This is a genomic window from Curtobacterium sp. ME26 (genome assembly GCF_903970945.1).
Taxonomy (GTDB): Bacteria; Actinomycetota; Actinomycetes; order Actinomycetales; family Microbacteriaceae; genus Curtobacterium; species Curtobacterium citri.
In genome coordinates this window covers 60,161-86,255 of record NZ_CAJCKG010000012.1, presented here as the reverse complement: position 1 = coordinate 86,255, position 26,095 = coordinate 60,161, and the positions used below count along the sequence as shown (strand labels likewise).

Sequence of the window (26,095 nt, the reverse complement as noted above, 5' to 3'; positions counted from 1 at the left end):
TGACCGATGACGGACGGGAGGCGCGGTGCCAGCGGGCACCGCGCCTCCCGTCCGTCCCGGCGTGTGACGGGATGCCGAGACTCGCCTCAGCGGACGGAACTCGCGTCCTCGCCGCGCGAAGGTGTCCGCAGAGACGAGCCTCGGGGCGCCGCCGGCCGCGCCGGCACCAGCTTCAGGCCGACCACGCAGCCGACGATCCCCGCGATGAAGAGCAGGCGCAGGAACGTGACCGGCTCGGCGCCCGTCGCCATCCCCCAGAGGACCGTGAGGGCCGCGCCGGTGCCGGTCCACACCGCGTACGCCGTGCTGATCGGGATGTGCCGGAGCACGTAGCCGAACGCGACCAGGCTCACGACGATGGTGACCGCGAACAGCGCCGTCGGACCCGGCACGGTGAAGCCGTCGCTCGCGCCGAGGGCGGTCGCCCACACGGTCTCGAGCGCGGCGCTGACGAACAGGACGAACCACGCCACCTCAGCTCACCACCTTGAGGCCGACGACACAGACGACCAGGCCGAGCACGAGGGCGATGCGGGCGATCGAGGCGGCCTCCTGCCGACGGAGGATCGCGACGACGACCGTCAGGGACGCCCCGATGCCGACCCACACCGCGTAGGCCGTGCCGACCGGGATCGCCTTCATGGCGAACGCGAGTCCGACCATGCTGAGCACCATGCCGGCGACGAACACGATCGTCGGCACGACCTTCCTGAACCCGTTCGACGCGCTCAGCGCGGTGGCCCACACCGCTTCGAGCACGCCGGACAGGACGAGCACCACCCAGGCCACGAGGATCCCTTCCGCGAGTCGCACGGGTGTGCGACTCTTGCCCGCTCGACGGTAGCACGAGTCGCACGAGCGTGCGAGTATGGATCGGTGACGACCCGTGAGGACCTCGAGCAGCGCCGGACCGACGTGACCGAGGCCGCGTGCCGCGTACTCGCGCGCGACGGGCTCGCAGCGCTGAGCGTCCGCGGTGTCGCCGCCGAGGCAGGCCTGCCGCCGAGCACGGTCCGGTACGTCTTCCCGACGCAGGCCGCGATGCGCGGGCACACCATCACGCTCGTGTTCGACCGGACGCGGGAGCGCATCGACGCCCTGCCTGCCGACCTGCGGGACGCGGAGACCGCTCGACGGATCCTGCTCGAGCTGCTGCCGTTGGACGACGAGCGGGTCGTCGAGCTCGACGTGTACCTGGCGCTCGGGAACGCCGCGCTCACCGACGCCGCGCTCCGGCCGGCGCTCGACCGGGTCGTCGCGGAGATGCGGGCGTGGTGCGACCGCATCGTCGCGCTCGTCGGCGTGCCCGAGGACCAGCGCGCGGACGAGGCGTGCCGGCTGCACGCGCTCGTGGACGGGCTCGCGGTGCACGTCACGCGGCTCGACGCGGGGGAGTCCCACGACTGGGCGATCGCGCTGCTCGACCGGCACCTGGCGAGCCTGCCCATCGGGTGACCCGGCCGACCAGGCTCCGGGCGGCGGAGCGGGCAGCCGGGCGAGCGGGCGCGGCTGCAGGTCCCGCAGCGGTCGGCTCGCCTATCCTGTCCCGGTGACGAGCGCTCCCACTCGCCCCGCCCCCACCCGCACGCGCACCGGCCCCGGCCTGGTGCTCGGCGCCGTCGTGGTGCTGCTCGGCGTGCGCGTGGTGTCGCCGAGCGTCGGGACCGCCGGGCTGCCCGACGTCGTGCAGGACTTCCTGACGCTGGCCATCAGCGTCGTGGTCGAGTCGCTGCCGTTCGTGGTCCTCGGCATCGTGCTGTCGATCATCGTCGAGGTGTGGGTGCCCGCCGGGGTGCTCGAACGGATCCTCCCGGAGCGGCCGGTGCCGCGGCGCGCGGTGATCTCGCTGATCGGCATGCTCTTCCCGGTCTGCGAGTGCGGGAACGTGCCGCTCGCCCGCGGCCTCATGATGCGCGGCTTCACCCCGGCCGAGGCGGTCACCTTCCTGGTCGCCGCGCCGATCCTCAACCCGCTCGTGATCATCAGCACGGCGCAGGCGTTCGGGTGGTCGGGGTGGATCCTCGTCGTCCGGATCGTCGGCGGGTTCGTGCTCGCGAACCTGGTCGGCTGGATCGTCGCGGCGCACCGTCGTCCGGCCGAGCTCCTGCTCCCCGCCTTCGAGGCCCGCTGCCGCGCGGCGATCGGTGCACCGCAGAGCCGCCACCGCTGGCGCGAGAGCGCGTCGCAGTTCGGTGGCGAGACCGCGACGATGATGCCCGCGCTGTTCGTCGGTGCCGGCCTGGCCGCGGCGATCCAGGTCGCCGTGCCCCGGTCGACGCTCGTGTCGATCGGCGCGAACCCGGTGCTGTCCGTCGCGGCGATGATGCTCCTGGCGATGACCATCTCGCTCTGCTCGAACGTCGACGCGTTCTTCGCGCTGTCCTTCGCGTCGACGTTCCTGCCCGGGTCGATCACGGCGTTCCTGCTCATCGGGCCGATCATCGACGTCAAGATGATCGCCCTGCTCCGGACGACCTTCCGGGCGCGCTTCCTGGTGCTGCTCGCGGTCGTCTGCGTCCTGTTCACGGCGGCGGTCGGGTTGGTGATGAATGTCCTCGTCTGAGCAGGGCCCCGCGTACCTGGGGCTCGGGTCGGTGCTCGCGGTGGCGCTCGGCACGCTGTGGCTCGCGCTCGTCGGGCACCTCGACCTGTACATCAACCCGCGGTACGACCTCTTCACGATCGTGCTGGCCGCCGTCGCGGTGCCCGCGTCCGTCGCGGGGCTCGTCGCGGTGGCACGGGGCCACGGACACGCGCACGACGGAGTGGGGCACGCGCACGACGACGGACCGGCGCACGCGCGGGACGATGCTGCGGACTCCTCCTACGAGGACGGCTCGGACGCGGCCCGCGCCGTCCGCCGCGCGGCACCGACGGCCGCCCGCGTCACCCGTCGCGTGCTCGGCGTCGCGGCCGCGGTGGTCACGGTCGGGATCACCGCCGCGATGCTCGTGCTCCCCCCGACGACCCTGTCCGCCCGGACCGCCCAGCAGCGGAGCGTCGACACCCCGACCCTGTCGAACGCGACCGGGACGCAGGACGTCGCCCTGCTGGGAAGCGAGGGCGTCGACACGTCCGAGTACGGCGTGAAGGACTGGGCGGCGCTCATCCGCCAGACCACGGACACGACGGCGCTCGTCGGCAAGCCCGTGGAGCTGTCCGGCTTCGTGGTGCCCGGCGCCGACGGCTCCTTCACGCTCACCCGCTTCGTGATCAGCTGCTGCGCCGTCGACGCGCAGCCCGTCGGCCTCGGCGTCGTCACGGACGGCGCGGTGCCCGACGCCGACCGGTGGGTCCGGGTCACCGGGAAGCTCGCCGCGAACCCCGACCAGTCGGCGGAGGCGCGGATCGTCGTCCGTGCGGCGTCCGTCCGGGTGATCGACCAGCCGACGGACCCGTATGAGTACTGATCCCCGCACCACCGGTGCACGGGCGGCCGGTCCGGTCCGGCGGCGTCCCCGCGACCGCTACCGCCGCCGGCTCGTGGCGTCGCTCACGGTGTTCGTCCTCGTCGGCGCGGTCGCCGCGATCGTCGGGTCGCAGCAGGGCCCGCGGCTCCGTGACGTGACCTACGACCCGACCGGGCTCGTGTCGCGACCCGCGCAGCGCGTCATCCTCACCGCGAACCAGGCGCTCCAGCGCGTGTCCGCCGACGCGGTCACGGTGACGCCGTCGGCCCCGCACACCGTGACGTCGAGCGGCAACACGATCGCGGTCGAGTTCGCCGGTCCGCTCGCGTACGACCGGTCGTACGAGATCGCGGTCGCCGGGGTGCGCGCGCCCGGACAGCCCGCCACCGCGGACCTCCGGACGACGATCACCACCGGGAGCACCGACGTGCTCGCGCTCGTGCCCGGGACCTCGGGCGCCCCGGACCGGATCGTGCGACGGTCCCTCGACGCCGGCGGCGCGACGACGGTCCTCCAGGCGCGGGGCATCACCGAGTACGCGCGCCTCGGCCGGTCGCTCGTCGTGGTCCGCGGCGGCGACGGCAGCTCGACGGTCGAGATCGTCCCGCTCGCCGGTGGCGTGCAGGACCGGGGCACACCCGTCGAGCGACTGACGCTCCCCACCGCGTCCGGACGGGTGACGGCCCTGCACGTCGCCGACGACGGGGCGTCGTTCGGCTTCGAGTACGCCGACACCTCGACCGGGCAGTCCCGGAACGTCGGGCTGTACGTCGTCGACATGACGGGCACGCACCTGCCGACCGCCGTCGCCGAGGACGGCCGACCCACCACGGGTGCGGTCCCGATGACCGTCGCGCAGTGGGCGTACGTGCCGCGCACCGAGAGCGCCCTGGTCCGCACCGGCTCCGACGACCTCGTCCTGGTCGACATGAGCGGGCGGACCGACCCGGTGCGCCTCGGCAGCGCCACGTTCCTGCACGGCTTCGTCGGCAGCGGCACCACGGCCGTCGTCGAGACCGGCACCGGGATCGTCCGCCTCGACCTCACGGACGGTCGGCGCACGCCGATCACCGCGCCGGCTGGCAGCACCGACGCGCCGTACCTCGGTCGGATCGCCCCGCTCACCGACGACACCTACGTCCGCGTCGTGGGCGACGTGCGGGCGGACGGCACCCTCGCCCAGCGCACCGTGCGCGTGGACGGGGACCGTGCCTCCCGGCTGCCCGTCCGGGTTCCCGACGACGCGAGCGTCACCGCGGTCTGTCCGTCGCCGAACGCGCAGTTCCTCGCCGTCACGACCGCGTCGGCGTCGGGCGCCCTCGTCAGCATCGTCGACGCGACCTCCGGGGCGCTCGAGGCGAGCGTGGACGCGTCGTCGGTCGACTGGTGCGGTGCCCTGCCCTCCGGCGACGAGGTGGGCTGAGAACGGGACGCGACCCGACGGGACGCGGTGCGACGCCCCGCGACGCGGTGCGTCCCGTCCTGCCGGTCAGCGGCGCAGCGTGTGCTTCGGGTACTCGCCGAACCGCCGCAGGTACTCGCCCGAGAACCGGCCCATGTGCGTGAAGCCCCAGCGGGACGCGACCTCGGCCACCGACACCGTCGCGGGCTCGGCGCGGAGCAGGTCGTCGTGCGCCCGGCGCAGCCGGACCTCGCGGAGGTACTGCATGGGCGTCCGGTCGAGCGTGCGTTGGAAGGACTCCTGCAGCCCCCGCACGCTGAGGTCCGCCGCACGGGCGATCTCGGACACCGTGAGCGGTTCGTGCGCGCGGGCGTGGATCGTCTCGACGGCACTGCGGATGCGGGCGTTGCGGTGCTCGCCCCAGCCGACCGGCGCGGCCTCGCCGTGGAAGCGGTACAGGTCGAGCAGGGAGCGGACCACCTCGCGCTGCGACTCGTGCCATGCGAGCGACGCGGTGCCCTCGTCACGCAGGACGCGGACGGAGGACGCCACCGAGGCACGCCACCGCTCCACCGCGGCCGTCGTCGGCGGGGTGGTGCGGTCGAACGCGAGCGTGCCGTCCACCAGGTACCGCTCCGACGCGACGTCGAGCACGAGGTCGCGGTCGAGGTGCACGAGCCGCTGGTCCCAGTCGCGGTAGTCCATGTCGAAGCGCTGCTCGACGGGGAACAGCACCGGGATGCCCGGCTGCATGCGGACGGCGTTGCGACCGGTGTCCACGGTCGCGGTGCCGGAGTCGATCCACTGCACGACGACCTGGCCCTCGACGGCGACGTCGCCGCGCAGGGTGCCGTGCATCTGCGAGCGACGGACGCTCATCCGGTCGTCACCGACCGCGACGTACCGGTACCAGTAGTCGTCGTCGACGTGCCCGGAGTGCCAGGTCTTGCCGGCGTACATGCCGGCCAGGTCGGCGATCGCGGTGTCGGTCTCCGTGCCGGACACCGAGACCAGGGGACGGAGTCCCTCGTTCGTCGTGTTGTCCATCCGTCAAGCCTCTCGCGTCCGGGCCGCGGCGGCGACGAGCTGCGTGACGTGGACGATGCGGTCGCGTTCCGGGGACAGCGTAGGTCCGCGGGGTGGCCAGGGGAAGGACGGGAGGCGCTGCTCACCGGCAGCGCGCCTCCCGTCCGGTGGGGGTCACCGGACCCCCGTGGCCCGGGTCGTCAGGCGAGGGTCGCCGTGTCGATCACGAAGCGGTACCGCACGTCCGAGGAGAGCACGCGCTCGTACGCCTCGTTGATGCGGTCGGCCGAGATGAGCTCGGTCTCGGGCAGGATGCCCTTCTCCGCGCAGAAGTCGAGCATCTCCTGGGTCTCCGCGATGCCGCCGATGGCGGAGCCCGCCCAGCTCAGGCGACGCGGGATCAGGGCGAAGGCCGGCACCTCGAGGGGCTCCGACGGCGCACCGACGTTGACGAGCGTGCCGTCGACCTGCAGCAGGCCGAGGTACGCCGCCATGTCGAGCTTCGCCGACACCGTGTTGATGATCAGCTCGAACGAGCCGGCCAGCTGCTCGAAGGTCGACGGGTCCTTCGTGGCGAAGTGGGCCTTCGCGCCGTAGCGGAGCGAGTCCTCCTGCTTCGAGGTGGTCTGCGACAGGACGGTGACCTCGGCGCCCAGGGCGACGGCGATCTTGACGGCCATGTGGCCGAGTCCGCCCATGCCGACGACGGCGACCTTCGAGCCGGGGCCGACCTTCCAGTGGTGCAGCGGCGAGTAGGTCGTGATGCCGGCGCAGAGCAGCGGCGCGACCTTCTCGATGTCGAGCGACTCCGGGACGCGGAGCACGAAGTCCTCGTTCACGACGACGGCCTCGGAGTAGCCGCCCTGGGTGATCGAGCCGTCGGCCGGGTCGACCGAGGCGTAGGTGCCGATGTTGCCCTTCAGGCAGTACTGCTCCTGGCCGGCGACGCACTGCTCGCACTCGCCGCAGGAGTTCACCATGCAGCCGACGCCGACACGGTCGCCGACCTGGTGCTTCGTGACGTCGCTGCCGACGGCGGAGACGTGGCCGACGATCTCGTGGCCGACGACCTGCGGGTACTGGATCGGGCCCCACTCGCCGCGGACGGTGTGGATGTCGGAGTGGCAGATGCCGGCGTAGGCGATGTCGATCTCGACGTCGTTCGGGCCGAGGTCGCGACGGGTGATGGTGGTCTTGACGAGCGGCTCGGTGGCCGACGGTGCCGCGTACGCGTTGACGGTGCGCATTGGTCTCCTCGTGGGGTGCTGCTTGGCGGGCCGGGTGCGACCCGTCCTCCAGTCTGGTGGAGCGCTCCTGGACGAGGGAGGTTGCGATGGGGACCCCCAGGCACGGTGGGACGGGCGTGGCGCGGTGCCGCAGCCGGTCAGCCCGTGAGCCGTGCCAACCGCTGCCCGGCGATCCGGGCGAACCGCAGCGGCTCGCGCAGGGCGTCGTCCGGTTCCCCGGTCGTCTGCGTCGCGAGCACCACGAGCGATGCGGCCGCGTCGAACCCGTCGAGCGGTGCGTCGACCTCGCCGGCGACGAGCAGGACCCGCGCCCCGGGGGCGCGCTCGGCCGCGAGCGCCCGGACGACGGACGGCACCTTCCCCGCGGCGCTCTGGTCGTCGTACCGCCCCTCGCCGGTCACGACCACGTCGGCGCTGTCGAGCAGCGCGGGCAACCCGAGGACGTCGGCGACCGCACGCGCTCCCGGGTCGAGGCTCGCGCCCCAGGCGAGCAGGCCGAACCCGACGCCGCCGGCGGCACCCGCCCCGGGCGTCGTCGGGTCCACGTCGGGCAGGGCCAGCGCCCAGGCGGCGAGCCGTTCCTCGAGCGCGGGCGCCGACTCGGGCGTGACGCCCTTCTGCGTTCCGAACACGGCGACCGCGCCGTCCGGGCCGAGCAGCGGCGAGGTCACGTCCGTCAGCACCACCGCACCACCGGCCGGCAGCGGCCGCAGGTGGCTCCGGTCGACGGAGCCGTCGGCGTGCGCGGTGAGCCCGAGCGCCTCGAGCACGGGTCGTCCGCCGTCGGTCGACGCGCTGCCGCCGATGCCGAGCACCAGCCCGGTCGCCCCGGCGTCGAGTGCCGCCGCGATCGCCTCGCCGAAGCCGCGGCTCGTGGCCGTCCCCGGCTGCAGCCGGCCGCCGAGCAGCGGCAGGCCGCTCGTCGCCGCGAGCTCCACCACCGCCCGCCCGTCGGGGAGGCGGAGCCACGCCGTGTCGACCGGTGTCCCCGCGGGCCCGGTCACGGTGACCGGCACGCGTACGGCGTCCGGGACGGCCGCGGCGAACGCGTCGATCGTGCCCTCGCCGCCGTCGGCCGTGGGGGCGCTCACGACGTCGTCGTCGGGGCGTTCGTCGAGCCAGCCGGCACGGATCGCCGCAGCGGTGTCGGCCGCGGTGGCGGTGCCCTTCAGGGAGTCCGGAGCGATGACGACGCGCACCCGACCACCGTAGCGGGGCGCCCGGTGGTCAGAGGGTGAAGCGCGGGTGGGGCTCCCCACCGGTCGCCAGGTCGGCGACGAGCTCGCCGAGCAGCGGTGCGAACTTGAACCCGTGCCCGGAGAACCCGGTCGCCACCGTGAGCGGCCCGCGCCGGTCGATCACGAAGTCCTCGTCCGGGGTGGTGTCGTACAGGCAGCTGATCAGGCTCGGCCGCGAGGCGTCCACGCCGGGCACCCACCGCGCGACGTACGCCTGCAGGCGCTCCACCTCGGCCGCCACCGGCCGGTGGTCGCGGGCGTCGGGGTCGACGACCGGTCCGGTGCCGTGGAACCCGACCTTCACGCCCTCGCCCGGGGTCAGGAGCCCGTAGACGTCGTCGCCGTCCGCCCAGTGCACGAACGACGGCCACGCCGTGTCCGGCAGGTGGCTGGGGAAGTGCGCGGGCTGCTCCTGCGTGACGCGGACGGCCGGGAGGCGCGCCCCGCGTGCCGCGAGCAGCGCACCCACCAGCGTGGGCGCCCAGGACCCCACGGCCGCCACCAGGCTCGGCGTCCGGACCGACGTGCCGTCGCCGAGCGACACGGTGACGTCGTCACCGTGGTCCTCGATCGCCGTGACGCGGGTGTCGAAGCGGAGCTCGGCCAGCCCGGTGCGCTCGGCCAGGGTCAGGAAGACCTCGATCGCGTCGGCGGACCGGATCCGCCCCGCGGTCGCGTGGGTCAGGACGCGGCCCTCGAAGGCGATGCCCGGCCAGCGGGCCGCGGCCTCGTCCGTGGTGAGCGACTCGTGCGGGATCCCGGCCGACGCCAGTGCCGCGGCGATCGCGTCGACCACCTCGGGTCGCCCGTGGTCCACGGCGCCGGTGCGGTCGAGCAGGGTGGTGCCCGAGCGTGCCTCGAGCGCGTCCCAGAGCGCGAGCGCCCGGGTCGTCAGGTCGACGTACTCCGGGTCGGCGTAGCCCTGCCGGAAGATCCGGGTGGCACCGTGGGAGGACCCCTCGTGGTGGCCGCGGCCGTGCTGCTCGACGAGCAGGACGCGCTCGCCGCGGGCGGTCAGGGTGTACGCCGTCGCGGCGCCGACGACCCCGCCGCCGACGACCACGTGCGGGACCTCGGACGTGGTCGGGTCGGGCTGCATGACGGCAGCGTAGTGCGCGTGGCCGTCGTCGCCGTGGTCAGTGCGCCGGTGCGACCGGGACGTCCCAGTACGTCGGCTGCTCGTACTGCTCGGCCCACCCGCGGCGCATCCGGGTCGCCGCGCGGTCGAAGGCGTCGACCACGTCGGTGTCCGTCGTCAGGAGGGACTGCAACCGCAGCCCGTCGTACAGCGCGAGCAGCTGCTGCGTGCCGCGCACCGGGTCCATCGTGGCGGGCTCCCGCCCGCTCCGGACGTCCTCGGTGAGTGCCTCGCGGACGACCTCGCGGAACTGCAGGTAGGCCGACCGGTAGTAGTCGGCGCCCGGCGCCTCCGGGTCGGTGGCGACGACGAGGCTCGACGCGATGAGCCGCATCAGCGCGGGTTCCTCGGCGTGCGCGACGAGCAGGGCGTGGAGGTACGCGACAGTGCCCTTCTCGGCGGCGAGCGGCTGCAGCGGGAGGGAGACCGCGCGGGTCCAGCGCATCACGGTCGCGGCGAGGAGCGCGTGCGGGTTCGGGAAGAGGGCGTCGACCTCCGCGACGGACATGCCGCTGCGCTCGGCGACGGCCTCGACCGAGAACCCGGCCGGACCGTGGTCGTGGATCACGGTGATCGCACCGTTGATCGCCCGGGTCCTGGGGGCCTCGTCGTCGATCGTCTGCTGCGACGTCAGCGGCGCGAGCGGGTGCTTGCGGAACCACTCGAGCAGCCCGTGCGCACGCGACGCCGCGGACGCCGGGTCGGCGGGGCGGCCCGCCCGGAACAGGTCGCTGAAGCCGGGCACCTCCTGCACGAGCGGGTCGAGGGACTGGAAGGCCATGGACCAGTCCGGGAAGGAGCGCTCGGTGATCGCTTCGTCGAGCAGGACACGCACGTTCGTGTGCCGCGGGTCGACGCGGACCTGCTCGAACCGGTCGTGCACGACGTCGTCCTCGCCCTCGAGGATCCCGATGCAGTTGTCGCCCTTGTGCGCGAGCATCCCGGTCACGCCGAGGCGCGTGTTCTTCTCGCGGCCGACGGCGAGGATCTGCGCGAGCTCCGAGTCGGTGATCGGACGCGTCTGCGTGCTGGTGTAGACGAGCGAACGCATGCTCGCACCTCCTTGCTCCGGTGGAGCCGACGTGCTCCGACCCGATCCAAGGCCGTGCACGCACGGAGGGCAACCCCGCGTTCGGGAAGCGGCTCCTCCAGGATCCTGCATCTCGAGGGAGTGCCTGCGTGTCGAGAGAGCGAGTGACGGGAATCGAACCCGCGCTACCAGCTTGGGAAGCTGGAGTTCTACCATTGAACTACACTCGCGCGTCCCGCCCGGCGGGACGTGGCAAGCCTAGCGGATTCTCCGCTGGATGCCAGCCGTGCGCGCGCCGCACGCGGCGCGGCGGGGGTGGGTCGGGCCTCCCGTCCGGTCGCCGTGTCTCCCCTGTGAGGTCCCCGGGTCGACGGACACGTGTCGTCGCCGTGTGTACCGTCCAGGGGGTTCCGACGCCCTACCGGAGGAGGACCCGGATGGTCAGGCATCCCCTCATCGACGACGTGGTCGGCCCCGCCATCGTGGTCCGTTCGGCCTCGCCGGTCGTGTGGCTGACGGACTCGCTCGCCTCGCTGCTGCGACGCGCCTCGGCCTCCGGGCGGACGGTCGTGCTCCGCACCGGCCGGGAGGCGTCGCTCAGCCCCGCCCTGCGGCACGCGCTGGGCGCGCACGGAGCCGCGTGGGCCGTCGACGAGCAGGACGGCTCGCTGCGGGACGGCCGCACCGGCGTCCGCGCCGCCGGCGTCGAGGACTTCGTGCACGCCGGTCCGGAACTCGTCGGTCCGCCGTCGCCCGCGCACCCGGTCGCGTCCGGGTCCGTCCGGCAGATCAGCATCGACCTGACGCTCCGGCACCACGCCGACCGGGCGGTCGACCTCGGCTCCGCCATCGAGGCGCTCTGCGACACCGTCGGCACCTGTCCCACGCGGTGGGGCACGAGCGAACCGCTGACGGTGCCGTGGGACCGCTGGGTGGTCACGCAGTACGCCAAGCACGACGCCCCGGACGTGTCGACGTCGTACGCGGTGGGCGACGGCTTCTCGGCGACCATGACCGCGCACCTGCTCGACGGGGTCGTCGTCGAGACGATGTCCGCCGTGCTCACGATCCCCGAGGACGGCACCGACCCCGCGCTCGCGGCGAAGCTCCTGGACGCCGTGCACCGGGTCGCCGCCGAGGTCGAGCCGGTGTTCGGCGTCGTGATGCAGCGCCGCGGCGACGCCGACCACCTGGTCCGCGCGGTCGCACACGGCGAACCGTCGCCGCTCGCGGTCGTCGTCGGTCCGGAGGCCGCCGGGTTCCTGGACCGCACGGGGGAGTGGCCGCCGGCGCGGACCTCGACGTCGGTGTTCGGGGGCGGCGGCCTGGTCGTGCGGCTCGAGGACGGGTGGGAGGCCCTCGAGGCGTTCCTCGACCGCATCGACGAGGACCGCTTCCTCCAGCTCGTCGGCGGCGCGCCGCTCGACCCCGCGCACGACGAGGGCACCCTCGACGGACACGACCGCGGCGCGCACGCGCACTCCGCCCACCGGACGGGCGGTCAGGGTGCCGCGTGACGTGACACTCCTCTGCCGCGGGCCGGTGCAGGCGCGGGACGTCGCGGAGGCGCTCCTGCTGCACGACGACGCGTGGGGCGTCCGTGCGCTCGACGACGGCCCGGTGCTGCAGGTCTGCCGCGACGCGGGACACCCCGTGATCACGGTCCTCGGCGTCCGCCGGGTGGACTCGCTCGACGAGGTCGAGCGGATCCTGCCCGATGCGCCCGCCCTCTCGACCCCGCTGTGGTGGGTCGACACCGTCACCCCGTTCGGGCCCGAGGGAGAGCCCGGCGTCAGCGCCGCGCTCGAGGCCTCGATGGAGCTCGGCGCGGTCTGCATCGTGCACGGAGACTGAGCGTCCCTCGCGGTCGGCGGTCTCCGGACAGACGTCCTGCCCCCAGTACGGGGGTGTCCGGCGTCCCCGGTGCTCCACATCGCGCGGATCGCCCTACGGTGTGAGGACCCGAGTCGACGAGCCGGGCTGGCAGCTCCTCGTCGGCACCCCTCCTCACTGAACAGGGCTCCCTTGGCTCAACGACCTCAGCGGCGCGCCGTCGCGCGCGCTCGCAGCATCCTCGCCGGTCTCACCGTGGCCGGACTCGCCGGTCTCGCGCTCCTCGGCGCGGACGTCACCGCCGCCAGCGCCGCGGCCCCGACGCAGACGACCTTCGCCGACCAGACCTTCCGCGGCACCAGCGCGGGCGACGGCTGGGTGCTCCCGTCGACGCCCTCCGCCGCCGGGAACAGCGCCTGCCTGACGGCCGGTGCGTCGGGCGGGCCCGGCACGGGCTCGATCCCCGCCTGCGGTGACACGGCCGACGACGCCGGGTCCGGGGCGCTCCGCCTGACGTCCGCGTCGCAGGCCCTGATCGGTGCCGTCGGTGCCGTGCAGGCCGTGCCGACGGACAAGGGCCTCGACGCCTCGTTCACGACCTACCAGTACGACGGCAGCGGTGCCGACGGCATGGTCTTCTACCTGGCGGCGACCGACCCGTACAACCCCGCCGTGCCCACGAGGACCGGCTACACCGGCGGTGCGCTCGGCTACGCGGCCTACCCCGCCGGCGGTGTCGACGGCCTCGAGCACGCGTACCTCGGTGTCGGTCTCGACACCTACGGCGGGTTCGCCGGCAACTACACCGGCTGCGTCGGTGACCAGAGCCGCGGCGGTGCGGAGAACTCGGTGACCGTCCGCGGACCGGGCAACGGGTCCTCCGGGTACTGCGTCCAGTCGGTCACGCGCGCCGACCGCTCGCTCCGCGGCTCCGTCTTCACCGACCGCAGCGAGGTCGCCGTGCCCGTCGAGGTCGTCGTCAACCCGACCGCATCGGCGCTGACGGCACGCCGGTACCCGGACGTGTCGGTACCGGCCGGGCAGTACGCCGTCGTCTTCACGAGCGTGGGCGGCGCGCGCCAGGTCGTCACCGGTGCCCTGCCGAAGCTCGACCCGAGCAGCAACGTCGCGGGGATCGACCCCTCGTGGATCGACCCGGCGACCGGGTACCCCTACAAGCTCACCTACGGCTTCACCGCGGGCACGGGGGGTGCGACCGACGTGCACGAGGTCACCGACCTCGTCGCGACGACCGCCGCGGGCGCGGTCCCGGTCCTGACGGCGCGGACGGGAGGCGCGACCAGCGTCGCGCACGCCGGCTCCGGCACCGTCACGGTCATCCCGACGATCTCCGCCGACGGCGGTTCCGAGACGCGCGCCGTCCGCACGACCACCACGTTCCCGACCGGCGTCACCCCGTCGGCCGACGGCGCGACCGGCACCGGTTGGACGTGCTCCGTGTCGGGTCAGGTCGTCACCTGCGAGCAGGCCGCCGCCGACCGTGCCCCGGGCACGGACCTGCCCGAGCTCACGATCCCGTTCACGGTGACCGGCACCGCCCGCACCGCGACGGTGTCGACGGTCGTGTCGTCGATCGACGCCGAGGCGATCACCGTCACCCGCGACGTCACGGTCGCCCCGCAGACGACCGTCGTCACGGTGGAGGACACCGCCGTCACCGTCGGCGACGACGCGTCGCTCCGCGCGACGGTGTCGACGTCCGCGACGACCGACGCGACCGTCCCCACCGGGACCGTCCGGTTCACCGACGCGCAGACGGGCGCGCAGCTGTGCACGGCCGAGCTGACGGACGGTACGGCGAGCTGCACCGTCCCCGCGACGACCGCCGGCGGGACAGAGGTCACCGCCGCGTACCTCGGTGACGCCGACCACGCGACCGCCGAGGGCACGGGATCGCTCGTCGTGTCGAAGGTCCCGACGGCGGTCACCGCGACCTCGCCGGACGCCTCCGAGCCCGTCGCGGCCGGTGACCCGGTGACGCTGACCGTCGACGGACCCGCGGCACGCGCCGGTCAGCCCGCACCCACGGGGACCGTCGAGTTCCGCGAGGGTGACCGGGTGCTCTGCGCCGTCACGCTCCCGGTCACGAGCTGCGACGTCGCCGGGCTCGGGTCCGGCCGTCACCGGATCGTCGCGGTCTACTCCGGCGACGCGGTGTACGCCGCGTCGACCTCGGACGAGTTCGACGTGACCGTGGCCGAGGCCGTCGTGCCGGTCCCGACCCCCGCGCCGACCACCCCGGCACCGGCACCGACCACGGCGCCGACCACACCGGCACCGGCCCCGACGGCGGCAGCGCCCAGCTCGGCTCCGGCGGGCGCCACGCCGAGCGCGACCCCGACGGCGGCAGCCGCACCCGGCGGCCTCGCCTTCACCGGCCCGACCGTCGCGCTCTGGACGGGGATCGCCCTCGCCGTCGCGCTGCTGGTGGCCGGTGTCGTGCTCCTGCTCGGCCGTCGCACCCGGGCGGCCCGGGGCTAGTCGGGTCGCTCCGGCGCAGCGAGCCAGCGCAGCGAGACAGCGCACCGTGCGGATCCGCACGGTGCGCTGTCTCGTTCCGGGGCGGGTGCTCCCTGCAGCGGCCTCAGTCGCGTCGGTTCATGGCGGCGAGCTGCTCGTTGTACGCCTTGAGGTCGGCGTCCCCGTCGCGCTCGGCCTTGCGGTCGAGGCGCTTGGCGTCGCGCTTGTCGCTCCGCACCCAGTTGCGCACCACGAGCAGGGCGACGAAGACCATCGGCAGCTCCGACGCGCCCCAGGCGATGCCGCCCCCGGTGTGCTGGTCGGCGAGGAGCGCGCGGTCGTCGGTCTGGCCGAGCGCGTGGAACCAGTCGGCCGCGAACACCGACTGCGAGGTCATCACGGCGACGCCGAAGAAGGCGTGGAAGGCCAGGGTCGCGAGCAGCGCGATGATGAGGATCGGGTACTGCGGGCGCTGCGGCCCCGGGTCGACGCCGACGAACACCCAGAAGAACAGGTAGCCGCTCAGCACGAAGTGCACGACCATCGCGACGTGCCACTCGTGCGACTGCATCGCGTACTGGAACGCCGGCGTGAAGTAGAACACCACGAGCGAGCCGGCGAAGATCGTCCCGGCGACGGCGGGCTTCGCCATGAACTGCATGTACCGCGAGTGCGTGAAGAGCATGAGCCACTCACGGGCACCGCGCGAGCCGTCGTTCCGCACCGGCAGCGTGCGCAGCGCGAGGAGCACCGGCCCGCCGAGCACGAGCGGCAGCGGCACGAACATCATGAGGAGCATGTGCTGGAGCATGTGCGACGAGAAGTGCACCATGCCGTAGACCGCCGGTCCGGCCGAGGTCGTCCAGATGAAGAGCACGCAGCCGAGCAGCCAGGCGATGGTGCGACCCACGGGCCACGAGTCACCGCGCTGCCGGAGCTTCCGCACCGCGAGCAGGTACCAGCCGGCTCCGACGACGGCGATCGCCAGGTAGACCCAGTCGATGTGCCACTGCGTCAGGTAGGTCTGCACGGTCTGCGCCGGCGGGTAGGTGTAGCCGAGCAGGCCGGACCGGGTGTCCTGTCCCGTCTCGGGCGTCTGCGGGATCGGCGGCTGCGAGCGGGACACCGCGACGGAGACGCCGATCGCGACGGCCATGAACACGACCTCGGCCAGGGCGAAGCGGACGAACAGCCTGCGGTCGAGCGGCGCACGGAGGAGTCCCGGCACGAGCTTCCGGCGCTGCGCGACACCGGCGAGTCCGAGCAGCACGAGGATGACCGCCTTGACGGTGATGAGCCACCCGTAGGTCGTCGTCACGAGGTCGGCCGGACCGGTCAGGCGCAGCGAGGCGTTGACGATGCCGGAGAACGCGACCGCGGCGAACGCCCACCCCGCGAGCGTCGAGTAGCGCGCGACCACGCGTCCCGTGGCGCCCTTCGTGCGGGTGCGCAGGAGCAGCACGGCGACGAGCCCGCCGGCCCACACGCACACGGCGACCAGGTGCACGGCGAGGGAGTTCACCGCGTTCGCGTGCTCGAGCGCCCCGGCGGCGTGACCGGACAGGGCGAGCGGCAGCAGCGCGAAGAGTCCGGCGACCGTCGCGACCGCCAGCGAGGTGACCCGCGTGGCGAAGGCGGCGACGAGCGTCGCGACGAGCACCGCGACGGCGGAGACGACGAGTGCCTGCCCGATCTCGACCTGGAACGCGAAGAGCAGGAAGTTGCGCGCGAACACCGGACTCGTGAGCGGGACACCCAGCGTGTTCGCGCCCGTGAGGACGATCCCCACGACCGCGGCGAGGAACCACACGGCACCGGCCGCGGCGCCCCAGCGGGCGGCCCGGTGCTGCACGGACGACATCGTGCGGTGGTCCTGCTTCTTCGCGGGGAGCGCGAACGCGGCCACGACGAGCAGACCGATCGACAGCGCCGCGGCGGTGTCGTGCACGACCCGGGCGACCGGCAGGCCGTACTCCACGAGGTCACCGGCGGAGACGAGCTGCTGCGAGGCGGTGAACGCGCCGGTGAGCGTCATGCCGAGCACGGCGCAGGCGACGGCGAGCGGGACGGCGATGACCAGGACCGTCGCGACGGTGGTGGACCGTGCGGTGGTGGGGGCGGGTTCGGGTGCCGTGTCCCCGGGCTGCGTGGCGGCTGACGTGACGGTCATGACCGTCCAATGGTAGGTCCGCTGCCTGACACCACCATCCCAGTCCGGCAGCGGGCGGGGCCCGTCAGTCCCGGTGCTCCCAGATCCCCTCGCTGCCCACCCCGACGAAGCCGACGGCCTCGTTGACGTCGAGCATCGGCCGGTTCTCCTCGGCGTTGAACGTGACGATCGACGGCCGGCCCGGGAAGTCCCGCTCGATCGTCTCGATCCCGACCACCTTGAGCAGCCACCCGAGCCGGTGCCCGCGGTGCTCACGGAGCACGAGAGTGTCCCACTGCATGACCGGGCGCTCCGGGTTCTCCGGCACCTTGAGCTGGCTGAAACCGACCAGGGCGGTGTCCTCGACGTGCTCGACCGCGATCGTGAGCATCGTGTGCGGGCCGGTCGCCAACTGCTCCTCGGACTCACGGACGCGCTCGCCGGTCCAGACGTCCTCGGGCTCCTGCATGTCGCCCTCGGGGGCGTCGGTGCTCATCCTCGTGTGCAGGAGCGCGAGGTCGTCGAGCCACCGGTCCGGGGTCGGGCCGGTCCACGTGTGCACCCGGTAGCCGGGGCCGGCCGCCGTGGCCGCGCGCTCGTGCAGGGCGCGCACGACCGACCCGTCCGACGGCAGCCCGAGCCGGCTCATCCGGTTGACCTGACCGAAGCGCCAGCCGCGGCCCGTCAGGAAGCGCACGCCGGCCTCGTCCACGGGCACGGCGCCGTGGCCCGTGGGCGCTGCGACGTACCCGGGTCCGGCACCGGGGCCGACCTGACGCGAGACGGCGTAGGTCTTCCACTGGGTGCGTCCCTCGGCGCGGGCGAGCTGCTCGAGGCGATCGGCGAGCAGGGTCCCGATACCGCGGCGCTGCCGGTCGGGCCGGACGCCGAGCGACAGCCAGCAGTTCGTCGTGCCCGGCTCGGTCCTCGAGTCGTACGCCCCCGACGCCACGACCTCGCCCGCGTCGTCGCGCACGACGAACAGGCGGCTCGGGGCCCCGGGTTCGTGGCACATCGGCAGGTACTCGGCGGGCGTCCACGAGACCTCGCGGAGTCCGTGCACCGCGAACTCCGCGGCGTCGGACACCGCGAGCCAGTCCCGGAACGCCTGCACCCGCGCCGGGTCGTCGTCCATCGTCGTCGGGACGTCGAGCTCCTCGACGGTCCAGGTGTCGGTGGTGCCGGTTGTGCCGGTCACGGGTGCCCCCTCGTGCGGCCGGTCGGACGGCCGTCGTCCGCCACCCCGGTGGGCAGCCTCGCAGCATACCGGGGGCGCGCCACCGGCCGCTAGGCTTCGTGCGTGCTGCTCTCCGACCGCGACATCACCGCCCAGCTCGCCGACGGCCGGATCGGCCTCGATCCGTACGACCCCGCCCTCGTCCAGCCGTCGAGCATCGACGTCCGGCTCGACAAGTACTTCCGGCTGTTCGACAACCACAAGTACCCGCACATCGACCCCGCCGAGGACCAGCCCGAGCTCACGCGCCTGGTGGAGACCGACCCGGACGAGGCGTTCGTGCTGCACCCGGGGGAGTTCGTGCTCGGCTCGACGTTCGAGGTCGTGACCCTGCCGGACGACATCGCCGCGCGCCTCGAGGGCAAGAGCTCGCTCGGCCGTCTCGGGCTCCTCACGCACTCGACGGCGGGCTTCATCGACCCGGGCTTCTCCGGGCACGTCACGCTCGAGTTGTCGAACGTCGCCACGCTGCCGATCAAGCTCTGGCCCGGCATGAAGATCGGCCAGCTCTGCTTCTTCCAGCTCTCGAGCCCGGCGGACAAGCCGTACGGCTCGGCCGAGTACCAGTCGCGCTACCAGGGGCAGCGCGGCCCGACGCCGTCGCGCTCGGCGCTCAACTTCCACCGCGCGGACGTCTCCCGCCGGGACTGACCCGAGCCGGGGCCGACCGGACCCTGGCCGCCCTTCGTGACACGGTGCACGTCATCATCGGGCAACATTTCGCATTCTGTGTATCGTGGCCGCATGGCCGAAGTCCCCGTCCCCGTGCCGCGGCCGATCCCGGCGTCCGAGCTGATCCGGGACGCCCGGACGCGCGCGGGGCTCACCCAGGTGCAGCTCGCCGCGCGCGCCGGGGTCACGCAGAGCGTCATCAGCACATACGAGAACGGCCGACGGGAGCCCTCGCTCACCGCGCTGCAACGCCTCGTGCGTGCCGCGGGCTTCGAGGCCTCCATCGACCTGCTCCCGTCCTGCGCACCCCCGCCGCTGCACGACCGCGTCGCCGCGGCACGGGACGACCTGGTCGCGGCGGTGCGCCGGAACGGCGGGACCCGGCCGCGGCTCGTGCCGGCCGAGCGCCGCGCGCACGAGCGGTCCCGGCAGCGGGACGCGGTCGGGCTCCTCGTCGACCTCGAGCCGGGCGCCGGGATCTTCACGCTCATGCGGATCCAGGACGAGGCCGAGCGGTTGCTCGACGCCGAGGTCGAGGTGCTGGACGGCGCGGGCACCGACCCGGAGCGCTGTCGGAAGGCCGTGCCGCTGTGACGCCGGGCACGGGGGAGCTGCTCGACGAGGTCGTGCAGGCCTGCGCGGCCATCGAGCGGTACGTCGACGACTCGCCGCCCTCGGACCTCGTGCTCGACGCCGTCCGGATGCGGCTCGTCGAGATCGGGGTGGCGGTCGCCGCGCTCCCGGACGACCTGACGGCCTCGGAGCCGGGCATCCCGTGGGTGCGGCTCGCCGCGATCGGGGACCGCCTGACGAACGGCCGACGTCCGGTCTCGCCGCCGGTGCTGGTCTGGACCGCGCGGGTGGACGCGCCGCGGCTCCGCGAGGCGGCCACCCGGCTCCGCGACCGTCACGCGCTCCGCGCCGGCCCGACCAGCTGACGGACGGGAGGCGCGTGGCGGCGTCACCGCGCGCCTCCCGTCCGCCGCCTGCCCACGAGAGCGAGGGGATCGTCTCGCGCCCGGGACGCGAGAAGGCCCCGTCTCGCCGGAGCGAGACGGGGCCTTCTGCGGTGCTGTGGTGCTGTGGTGCTGCTGCGGAAGGGAATCAGCCCTTCTTGGCGAGCTCCTCGAGGGTGTCGTTGCCCTTGTACGCCTCGACCGCGTTCTCCTTGGTGACGAGGACCGGCGTCAGCTCGACGGCCGGGACGACCTTCTTGCCGTTGTCGTTGTTCTTGTCGTCCGTGGTCTTCGGGGTCTTGCCGTCGGCGAGGTCCGACACCAGGTCGATGGCGGCCTGGGCCTCTTCGGTGGTGTTCTTGTAGATGGTCGAGTACTGCTCGCCCTGCATGATCAGCGGGATCGACGCGGTCTCGGAGTCCTGACCGGTGACGACCGGGTTCGGCTTGCCGGCCGCCTTGGTGGCGGTCAGGATCGCGCGGGCCAGGGTGTCGTTCGGCGACAGGACGCCGTCGAGCTCGGTGTTCGTGTAGGACTTCGTCAGGATGTCGGTCATGCGCGACTGGGCGTTCTGCGCGAGCCAGCCCTGCGTGTTGGTGTCCGAGAAGCTGGTGCGACCCGAGACGACCTTGAGCGTGCCGTCGTCGATCTTCGGCTGGAGCACGTCCATGGCGCCGTTGAAGAAGACCTTCGCGTTGGCGTCGTCGGGCGAGCCGGAGAAGAGCTCGATGTTGTACGGGCCGTTCGGCTTCTTGGCCTTGAGTCCGTCGAGCAGGGCCTGGCCCTGCAGCTGGCCGACCTTGAAGTTGTTGAACGCGACGTAGTAGTCGACGTTCTCGGTGTTCAGGATGTTGCGGTCCCAGGCGATGACGACGGCGCCGGACTTCTTGGCGGCCTGCACCTGCGTGCCGAGCTGCGAACCGTCGGCGGCACCGATGATGATCGCCTTCGCGCCCTTGGTGACCATCGACTGGATCTGGCCCTGCTGGTCCGGGACCGGGTTGCCGGCGTTGGCGTACTGGATGTCGGCCTTGAAGCCGGCGTCCTCGATCGACTTCTCGAACGCGGCGCCCGCGAGCACCCAGTTCTGCGAGGTCTTGGCGGGGAGCGCGACGCCGATCAGGTCGCCCTTCTTGATCTGGACGTTCGAGGCGCCGCCGGTCGAGCCGGAGCCGGCGTCCGAGTTGCCGCGGGCCGAGCAGCCGCTGAGGGCCAGGCCCGCGACGAGTGCCAGACCGATGCCGGCGATGAGCTTCTTGCGCATGAGATTGCTTTCTCTTCGTTGAGGAGTGGTGCTGTGTGGTGCGGGGATCGTGCGGGCGGCCACCGGGGTGGCCACCCGCCACGTGTTACTGGACGTTGACCTTCTCGGGCTGGTCCTCGATGGTCCGCGGCTGCTGCGCGGCCACCGTGTTCTGTTCGGTGTCCTTCCGCTGGAACTGCTTCAACATCCCGCCGATCAGGGACGGACGACCCTGCGACTTCGAGTAGACGTCGAAGGCGACGGCGACGAGCAGGACGAGACCGCGGATGATCTGGACGCGGTTGGACTCGAGGCCCACCAGCGACAGACCGTTGGACAGCAGGGCCATGACGAGACCACCGATGATCGACCCGGAGATCGTGCCGATGCCACCGGCGACCGCGGCGCCACCGACGAACACGGCGGCGATCGCGTCGAGCTCCCAGCCGGTGCCGTCGGCGGGGCCCGAGGCGCCCGAGTAGCCGACGAACACCATGCCGGCGATCGCGGCGAGGACCGACATGTTCATCATGACGAAGAAGTTGACCTTGCGGGCGCTGACGCCGGACAGGACGGCGGCGTTCGCGTTGCCACCGACGGCGTAGACCTGGCGGCCGAAGATCGTGTTCTTGGTGAGGAAGCCGTAGACGATGGTCAGGACGCCGAGGATGATCGCGACGATCGGGATCGACGTGCCGGCGGGACCGGCGGCGAACAGGTAGGTCGCGACGAGGGTGACGGCGACCAGGACGCCCGTGCGGACGATCGAGACCCAGAGCGGGACGAGCTCGGCCTGCATCTTCTTGCGACGCTGACGGCCGCGCATCTCGAGGAAGATCAGCACGAGGCAGGTGACGATGCCGAGGATCAGCGTGCCGTTCGAGAACCCGAAGTCCGGGCCGAAGTCGGGCAGGAAGCCCGAACCGATCTGCGCGTAGTCGTCCGGCACCGGCTGCGAGGTCGAGTTGCCGATGATCTGGTTCGCACCGCGGAAGATCAGCTGGCCGGCCAGGGTCACGATGAAGGCCGGGACCTTCACGAACGCGACCCAGAAGCCCTGCCAGGCGCCGACCGCGGCACCGACGGCGAGGCCGAGGATGATCGCGGCCCAGGCCGGGAAGTTCCACTGCGCCATCGACTGGGCGACGATGATGCCGGTGAAGGCCGCCACCGAACCGACCGACAGGTCGATGTGCCCGGCGATGATCACCATGACCATCCCCAGCGCCAGGATGAGGATGTAGGAGTACTGCAGGAACACGTTGATGATGTTCGTCGGCTCGAGGATGAGCCCGTTCGTCAGGATCGAGAACAGGATCAGGATCGCGATGAGCGCGATGATCATGCCGTACTGGCCGATGCTGTTGCCCTTGCCGAAGAGCAGTTTCAGGTTCTTCATGAGATCAGTGCGCCCTTCCGCGCGGAGGTCATGCTGCGCATGAGGGTTTCGGGATCGGCCTGGTCCGCGGGGACGTCGGCCGTGATCTGGCCCTCGAAGATCGTGTAGATCCGGTCGGAGAGGCCGAGGAGTTCGGGCAGCTCGGAGGAGATGAGGATGATGCCCTTCCCCTGTGCCGCGAGCTGCTGGATGATGCCGTAGATCTCGAACTTCGCGCCCACGTCGATGCCGCGGGTCGGCTCGTCGAGGATCAGCAGGTCCGGGTCGGTGAACATCCACTTGGACAGGACGACCTTCTGCTGGTTCCCGCCGGAGAGCTTGCCGACGTTCTCCTCGACGGTCGGCACCTTCGTGCGGAGCATCTTCCGGTAGCGCTCGGCGACGTCGTACTCCTCGAGGGAGTCGACGACGCCGGCCTTCGAGATCTTCGGCAGGTCGGCGGCGACCGTCGAGCGCTTGACCGTGTCGAGCAGGTTCAGACCGAGGGCCTTGCGGTCCTCGGAGACGTAGCCGAGGCCGTTCGCGATGGCCTGCTGGACGTTCGCCACCTTGATCTCGCGGCCGTCCTTGATGATCTGGCCGTCGATGAAGGTGCCGTACGAGCGCCCGAAGATGCTCATGGCGAGCTCGGTGCGGCCGGCGCCCATGAGGCCCGCGAAGCCGACGATCTCACCACGACGGACGTGGAAGTTCGAGCCCTTGGCGACCAGGCGGGACGAGTCCTGCGGGTGCTGGACGGTCCAGTTCTTGACCTCGAAGAAGACCTCGCCGATCTTCGGCGTGCGGTCCGGGAACCGGCTCTCGAGCGAACGGCCGACCATCCCGCGGATGATGCGGTCCTCGTTGACGCCGTCGCCCTTCACGTTGAGCGTCTCGATCGCCTTGCCGTCACGGATGATCGTGATCTCGTCGGCGATCTGCTCGATCTCGTTGAGCTTGTGGCTGATGATGATGCTCGCGATGCCGCGGGACTTCAGCCCGACGATCAGGTCGAGCAGGTGCTGCGAGTCGTTCTCGTTGAGTGCCGCGGTCGGCTCGTCGAGGATGAGGAGCTTGACGTCCTTGTGCAGGGCCTTCGCGATCTCGACGAGCTGCTGCTTGCCGACACCGAGGTTCTTGATCTGCGTGTCCGGGTCGTCGTTCAGGCCGACGCGGGCGAGCAGGTCCTGGGCGCGCAGCTGGGCGGCGGTCCAGTCGATGACGCCGAAGCGGCCGGGCTCGTTGCCGAGGAACAGGTTCTCGGTGATCGACAGCTCGGGGATGAGCGCGAGCTCCTGGTGGATGATGACGATGCCGGCCTGCTCGGACTGCTTGATGTCCTTGAAGCGGACCTCTTCGCCCTCGTAGACGATCTCGCCGCTGTAGGTGCCGTACGGGTAGACGCCCGACAGCACCTTCATGAGGGTCGACTTGCCGGCCCCGTTCTCGCCGCAGATCGCGTGGATCTCGCCGGCGCGGACGCTCAGCGACACGTCCGAGAGCGCCTTGACACCAGGGAACTCCTTGGTGATCGAACGCATCTCGAGCAGGGTCTCGGCGCTGGTGACGGACCTGGTGGCCAGGTCCGGTCCCTGTGGGGTTGACGCCACGGTGCATCTCCTTCTGCCGCTGCGGTGCGGCAGTCCTTCGGGTGGTGAGCTGCGGCATCGGGGGCACAGGAGTCCTGTGCGGACCCCGTTGTCGCGTCCGGTGTCCCGATCGTGTGACGGTCATGTGACCGTTCACATCGGCGGAACGGAGGTAATTTACGCACAGCCCCGTCGCGGCTGTCAATTCGGTTCGGTCGCGTTTTCGTAACGGCCCGCGTGATCCGGCCTGATCCGCGTGCTGACGGCCCCCGAGGTGGGGTGGTCGGGTGTCGCCCGGAGCGGACGGGAGGCGCGCGGCGGGCCCGTCCCGCGCCTCCCGGCCGATGGTGGGTCGCGTCAGCGGCGGCGGGGTGCGCCCGTCGACCCGCGCACGACGAGCTGCGGCACGAGGTCGACCGGACGGAGCGCCTGCTCCGCGGCGGGCAGGAGCAGTTCGACGCAGCGTCGACCGAGCTCGGGGAAGTCGACCTGCACGGTGGTGAGGGGCGGCCAGAGGTGCTTGGCCTCGGGGATGTCGTCGTAGCCCACGACCGACAGGTCGCCGGGGACGTCGAGCCCGTACGAGCGGGCGGCGTGCATCACGCCGAGCGCCATCGCGTCGTTCGAGCAGAAGATCGCGGTGCAGTCCCGGTACCGCAGCAACTCTCGACCCGCGTGGTAGCCGAAGTCCGCCGTCCAGTCACCGAGGATCGGCGGGACGACCGGCATGTCCCGGTCGCTCATCTCGCGCAGGAAGCCCTGCATGCGGGCCTCGGCCTCGATCCAGTCCCGTGGCCCGGCGATGTGCCGGACGTACTCGTGCCCGAGGTCGAGCAGGTGGGCCGTCGCGAGTCGGGCGCCCTCCATCTGGTCGACGAAGAGCGTGGTCGGGCCGTCACCGATGCTCGTCCGCAGTGCCACGTAGGGCGTCCGCATGCCGAGCTCCTCGATGAGGTCGAAGACGCGTTGCTGCGGGGCGATGACGATGATGCCCTCGACGTCCTGGTCGAGCAGGTGGCCGAGGCCGTCCCGCACCGCGACGTCGGTGGCGTCGGCGATGTTCGCGGTGGTGACGGAGTACCCGCGGGTGACCGCCGCGTCCTCGATCGCCTGCATGGTCGCCGCCGGTCCGTAGTGCGACCGCTGCGCCGTGAGCACGCCGATCGTGTGCGTCCGGCTCGTGACGAGGGCACGCGCGGCCCGGTTCGGCCGGTACTGCAGCTGCTCCATCGCCGCGCGCACGCGCTCGCGGGTCTCGTCGCGGATCGCGCCGGAGTTGTTGAGCACCCGCGACACGGTCTGGTGCGAGACGCCGGCGACCCGCGCGACGTCGCGGATGCTGGGCGAGCGCGGTTGTTCCGTCCGCGGTGACGCCATCGTTGCTCTCTCCCGCCCGGGGCCGTGGCACCTCGATGTGCACGTTCACATTCCGAGCCAGATCATTATGCACGTCCGCGGCCTGCGCACCAGCCGTGGTCCGGCGGTGCCCGCGGCGGACGGGGCGGGAGTGGTGCCGAGGGGTCAGCGCGTGACGCGCAGGCCCTGCTGCTCGAGCTCGGCGAGCTGCCAGCCCAGCCACGGGCTCCACGCGAAGGGCGCGCCTGCGACCGAGGCGCGCAGGTCGTCCTCGGAGACCCACGCGTACTCGGCGACCTCGTCGTCTGCGGGGGTCGGCACGTCGTCCGTCACGGCGCGGAACACCGGGCAGACCTCGTTCTCGACGATGCCCGAGGCGTCGACCGCGCGGTAGCGGAAGTCGGGGAGCACGAGCTCGACGTCGCGGACGGTGATGCCGAGCTCGCGGGAGGCGCGTCGCGCGACGGCGTCCTCGAACGCCTCGTCGGGGCCGGGGTGCCCGCAGAACGTGTTCGTCCACACCCCAGGCCACGTCTTCTTGGACAGCGCGCGGCGGGTCACGAGGACCTGGCCGTCGGTGTTCCGCACGTGGCACGAGAACGCGAGGTGGAGGGGCGTGTGGTCGGTGTGCACCGCGAACTTGTCCGCGGTGCCGACCGGGGTGCGGTCCTCGGCCAGCAGGACGACGGTTTCCGGGAAAGTGTTCATCT

At 72.4% G+C, this 26,095-nt stretch carries 24 protein-coding genes and 1 tRNA gene; 10 read left to right on the top strand and 15 right to left on the bottom strand.

The features are described from left to right. Positions 1 to 86 precede the first annotated feature (86 nt). Both H7A69_RS07255 and H7A69_RS07250 read right to left on the bottom strand, forming a co-directional pair. Positions 87 to 473, bottom strand: a complete 387-nt coding sequence (locus tag H7A69_RS07255; protein WP_182046443.1) for a DMT family transporter — start codon at positions 471 to 473, stop codon at positions 87 to 89. Position 474: 1 nt separating this feature from the next. After that, positions 475 to 789, bottom strand: a complete 315-nt coding sequence (locus H7A69_RS07250) for a DMT family transporter (protein ID WP_182046452.1) — start codon at positions 787 to 789, stop codon at positions 475 to 477. An 87-nt stretch (positions 790 to 876) separates the two neighbouring features. Between H7A69_RS07250 and H7A69_RS07245 the strand changes: the two genes are divergently transcribed. From H7A69_RS07245 to H7A69_RS07230, 4 genes are all read left to right on the top strand, one after another. After that, positions 877 to 1,455, top strand: a complete 579-nt coding sequence (locus H7A69_RS07245; protein WP_182046442.1) for a TetR/AcrR family transcriptional regulator — start codon at positions 877 to 879, stop codon at positions 1,453 to 1,455. Positions 1,456 to 1,549: 94 nt separating this feature from the next. After that, a complete protein-coding gene (locus H7A69_RS07240) occupies positions 1,550 to 2,563 on the top strand; it encodes a permease (RefSeq protein ID WP_182046441.1) in 1,014 nt (337 codons plus the stop codon). Then, on the top strand, positions 2,550 to 3,410 hold the full coding sequence (locus tag H7A69_RS07235) for a TIGR03943 family putative permease subunit (protein WP_182046440.1): 861 nt from the start codon (positions 2,550 to 2,552) through the stop codon (positions 3,408 to 3,410). Before H7A69_RS07240 ends, H7A69_RS07235 begins: the two co-directional genes overlap by 14 nt. Continuing rightward, positions 3,400 to 4,833, top strand: a complete 1,434-nt coding sequence (locus tag H7A69_RS07230; RefSeq protein WP_182046439.1) for a hypothetical protein — start codon at positions 3,400 to 3,402, stop codon at positions 4,831 to 4,833. The genes H7A69_RS07235 and H7A69_RS07230 overlap by 11 nt, the downstream gene beginning before the upstream one ends. Before the next feature lie 66 nt (positions 4,834 to 4,899). On the opposite strand, the gene H7A69_RS07225 is transcribed toward H7A69_RS07230, so the two are convergent. From H7A69_RS07225 to H7A69_RS07200, 6 genes are all read right to left on the bottom strand, one after another. Next, positions 4,900 to 5,859 (bottom strand): AraC family transcriptional regulator, encoded by a 960-nt coding sequence (locus H7A69_RS07225; protein ID WP_182046438.1) that lies wholly within the window; start codon positions 5,857 to 5,859, stop codon positions 4,900 to 4,902. A 179-nt stretch (positions 5,860 to 6,038) separates the two neighbouring features. Continuing rightward, positions 6,039 to 7,085 carry an NAD(P)-dependent alcohol dehydrogenase gene (locus H7A69_RS07220; RefSeq protein WP_182046437.1) on the bottom strand — a complete coding sequence of 349 codons (1,047 nt, stop codon included), beginning with the start codon at positions 7,083 to 7,085 and terminating at the stop codon, positions 6,039 to 6,041. Positions 7,086 to 7,222: 137 nt separating this feature from the next. Next, positions 7,223 to 8,284 (bottom strand): glycerate kinase, encoded by a 1,062-nt coding sequence (locus H7A69_RS07215; RefSeq protein WP_182046436.1) that lies wholly within the window; start codon positions 8,282 to 8,284, stop codon positions 7,223 to 7,225. Between the two features lie 28 nt (positions 8,285 to 8,312). Further along, complete coding sequence (locus H7A69_RS07210) at positions 8,313 to 9,422, bottom strand: FAD-dependent oxidoreductase (protein ID WP_182046435.1); 1,110 nt, start codon at positions 9,420 to 9,422, stop codon at positions 8,313 to 8,315. A 37-nt stretch (positions 9,423 to 9,459) separates the two neighbouring features. Continuing rightward, a complete protein-coding gene (locus H7A69_RS07205; RefSeq protein ID WP_182046434.1) occupies positions 9,460 to 10,512 on the bottom strand; it encodes a BLUF domain-containing protein in 1,053 nt (350 codons plus the stop codon). 138 nt (positions 10,513 to 10,650) lie between these two features. Next, a tRNA-Gly gene (locus H7A69_RS07200) sits at positions 10,651 to 10,721 on the bottom strand. A gap of 207 nt (positions 10,722 to 10,928) precedes the next feature. Between H7A69_RS07200 and H7A69_RS07195 the strand changes: the two genes are divergently transcribed. From H7A69_RS07195 to H7A69_RS07185, 3 genes are all read left to right on the top strand, one after another. Continuing rightward, positions 10,929 to 12,008: a DUF6177 family protein gene (locus H7A69_RS07195; RefSeq protein WP_182046433.1), complete on the top strand. Its 1,080-nt coding sequence runs from the start codon at positions 10,929 to 10,931 to the stop codon at positions 12,006 to 12,008. Position 12,009: 1 nt separating this feature from the next. Beyond that, positions 12,010 to 12,345: a hypothetical protein gene (locus H7A69_RS07190; RefSeq protein ID WP_182046432.1), complete on the top strand. Its 336-nt coding sequence runs from the start codon at positions 12,010 to 12,012 to the stop codon at positions 12,343 to 12,345. A 171-nt stretch (positions 12,346 to 12,516) separates the two neighbouring features. After that, positions 12,517 to 14,826 (top strand): Ig-like domain repeat protein, encoded by a 2,310-nt coding sequence (locus H7A69_RS07185; RefSeq protein WP_182046431.1) that lies wholly within the window; start codon positions 12,517 to 12,519, stop codon positions 14,824 to 14,826. Positions 14,827 to 14,929: 103 nt separating this feature from the next. Here H7A69_RS07185 and H7A69_RS07180 read toward each other — a convergent pair whose 3' ends face one another. Beyond that, on the bottom strand, positions 14,930 to 16,975 hold the full coding sequence (locus H7A69_RS07180; RefSeq protein ID WP_182046430.1) for a cytochrome c oxidase assembly protein: 2,046 nt from the start codon (positions 16,973 to 16,975) through the stop codon (positions 14,930 to 14,932). A 64-nt stretch (positions 16,976 to 17,039) separates the two neighbouring features. Next, positions 17,040 to 18,152, bottom strand: coding sequence for a GNAT family N-acetyltransferase (locus H7A69_RS07175; protein WP_182046429.1), 1,113 nt, complete (start codon positions 18,150 to 18,152; stop codon positions 17,040 to 17,042). Positions 18,153 to 18,254: 102 nt separating this feature from the next. Between H7A69_RS07175 and dcd the strand changes: the two genes are divergently transcribed. The 3 genes from dcd (at position 18,255) to H7A69_RS07160 (ending at position 19,801) form a co-directional block, all read left to right on the top strand. Continuing rightward, positions 18,255 to 18,842, top strand: coding sequence for a dCTP deaminase (dcd, locus tag H7A69_RS07170; RefSeq protein WP_182046428.1), 588 nt, complete (start codon positions 18,255 to 18,257; stop codon positions 18,840 to 18,842). A 93-nt stretch (positions 18,843 to 18,935) separates the two neighbouring features. Continuing rightward, on the top strand, positions 18,936 to 19,457 hold the full coding sequence (locus H7A69_RS07165) for a helix-turn-helix transcriptional regulator (protein ID WP_182046427.1): 522 nt from the start codon (positions 18,936 to 18,938) through the stop codon (positions 19,455 to 19,457). Then, the gene (locus tag H7A69_RS07160) at positions 19,454 to 19,801 is read left to right on the top strand and encodes a DUF86 domain-containing protein (RefSeq protein ID WP_182046426.1); all 348 of its coding nucleotides are present in this window, start codon (positions 19,454 to 19,456) and stop codon (positions 19,799 to 19,801) included. The genes H7A69_RS07165 and H7A69_RS07160 overlap by 4 nt, the downstream gene beginning before the upstream one ends. 166 nt (positions 19,802 to 19,967) lie before the next feature. Here H7A69_RS07160 and H7A69_RS07155 read toward each other — a convergent pair whose 3' ends face one another. The 5 genes from H7A69_RS07155 to idi form a co-directional block, all read right to left on the bottom strand. Continuing rightward, a complete protein-coding gene (locus tag H7A69_RS07155) occupies positions 19,968 to 21,083 on the bottom strand; it encodes a sugar-binding protein (protein WP_069711991.1) in 1,116 nt (371 codons plus the stop codon). An 85-nt stretch (positions 21,084 to 21,168) separates the two neighbouring features. Further along, positions 21,169 to 22,461 carry a multiple monosaccharide ABC transporter permease gene (gene mmsB / locus H7A69_RS07150; protein ID WP_182046425.1) on the bottom strand — a complete coding sequence of 431 codons (1,293 nt, stop codon included), beginning with the start codon at positions 22,459 to 22,461 and terminating at the stop codon, positions 21,169 to 21,171. Beyond that, on the bottom strand, positions 22,458 to 23,981 hold the full coding sequence (mmsA, locus tag H7A69_RS07145; RefSeq protein ID WP_069712061.1) for a multiple monosaccharide ABC transporter ATP-binding protein: 1,524 nt from the start codon (positions 23,979 to 23,981) through the stop codon (positions 22,458 to 22,460). The genes mmsB and mmsA overlap by 4 nt, the downstream gene beginning before the upstream one ends. 405 nt (positions 23,982 to 24,386) lie before the next feature. Further along, positions 24,387 to 25,406: a LacI family DNA-binding transcriptional regulator gene (locus H7A69_RS07140; RefSeq protein WP_069711993.1), complete on the bottom strand. Its 1,020-nt coding sequence runs from the start codon at positions 25,404 to 25,406 to the stop codon at positions 24,387 to 24,389. A 144-nt stretch (positions 25,407 to 25,550) separates the two neighbouring features. Beyond that, the gene (idi, locus tag H7A69_RS07135) at positions 25,551 to 26,093 is read right to left on the bottom strand and encodes an isopentenyl-diphosphate Delta-isomerase (protein WP_182046424.1); all 543 of its coding nucleotides are present in this window, start codon (positions 26,091 to 26,093) and stop codon (positions 25,551 to 25,553) included. Positions 26,094 to 26,095: the final 2 nt, after the last annotated feature.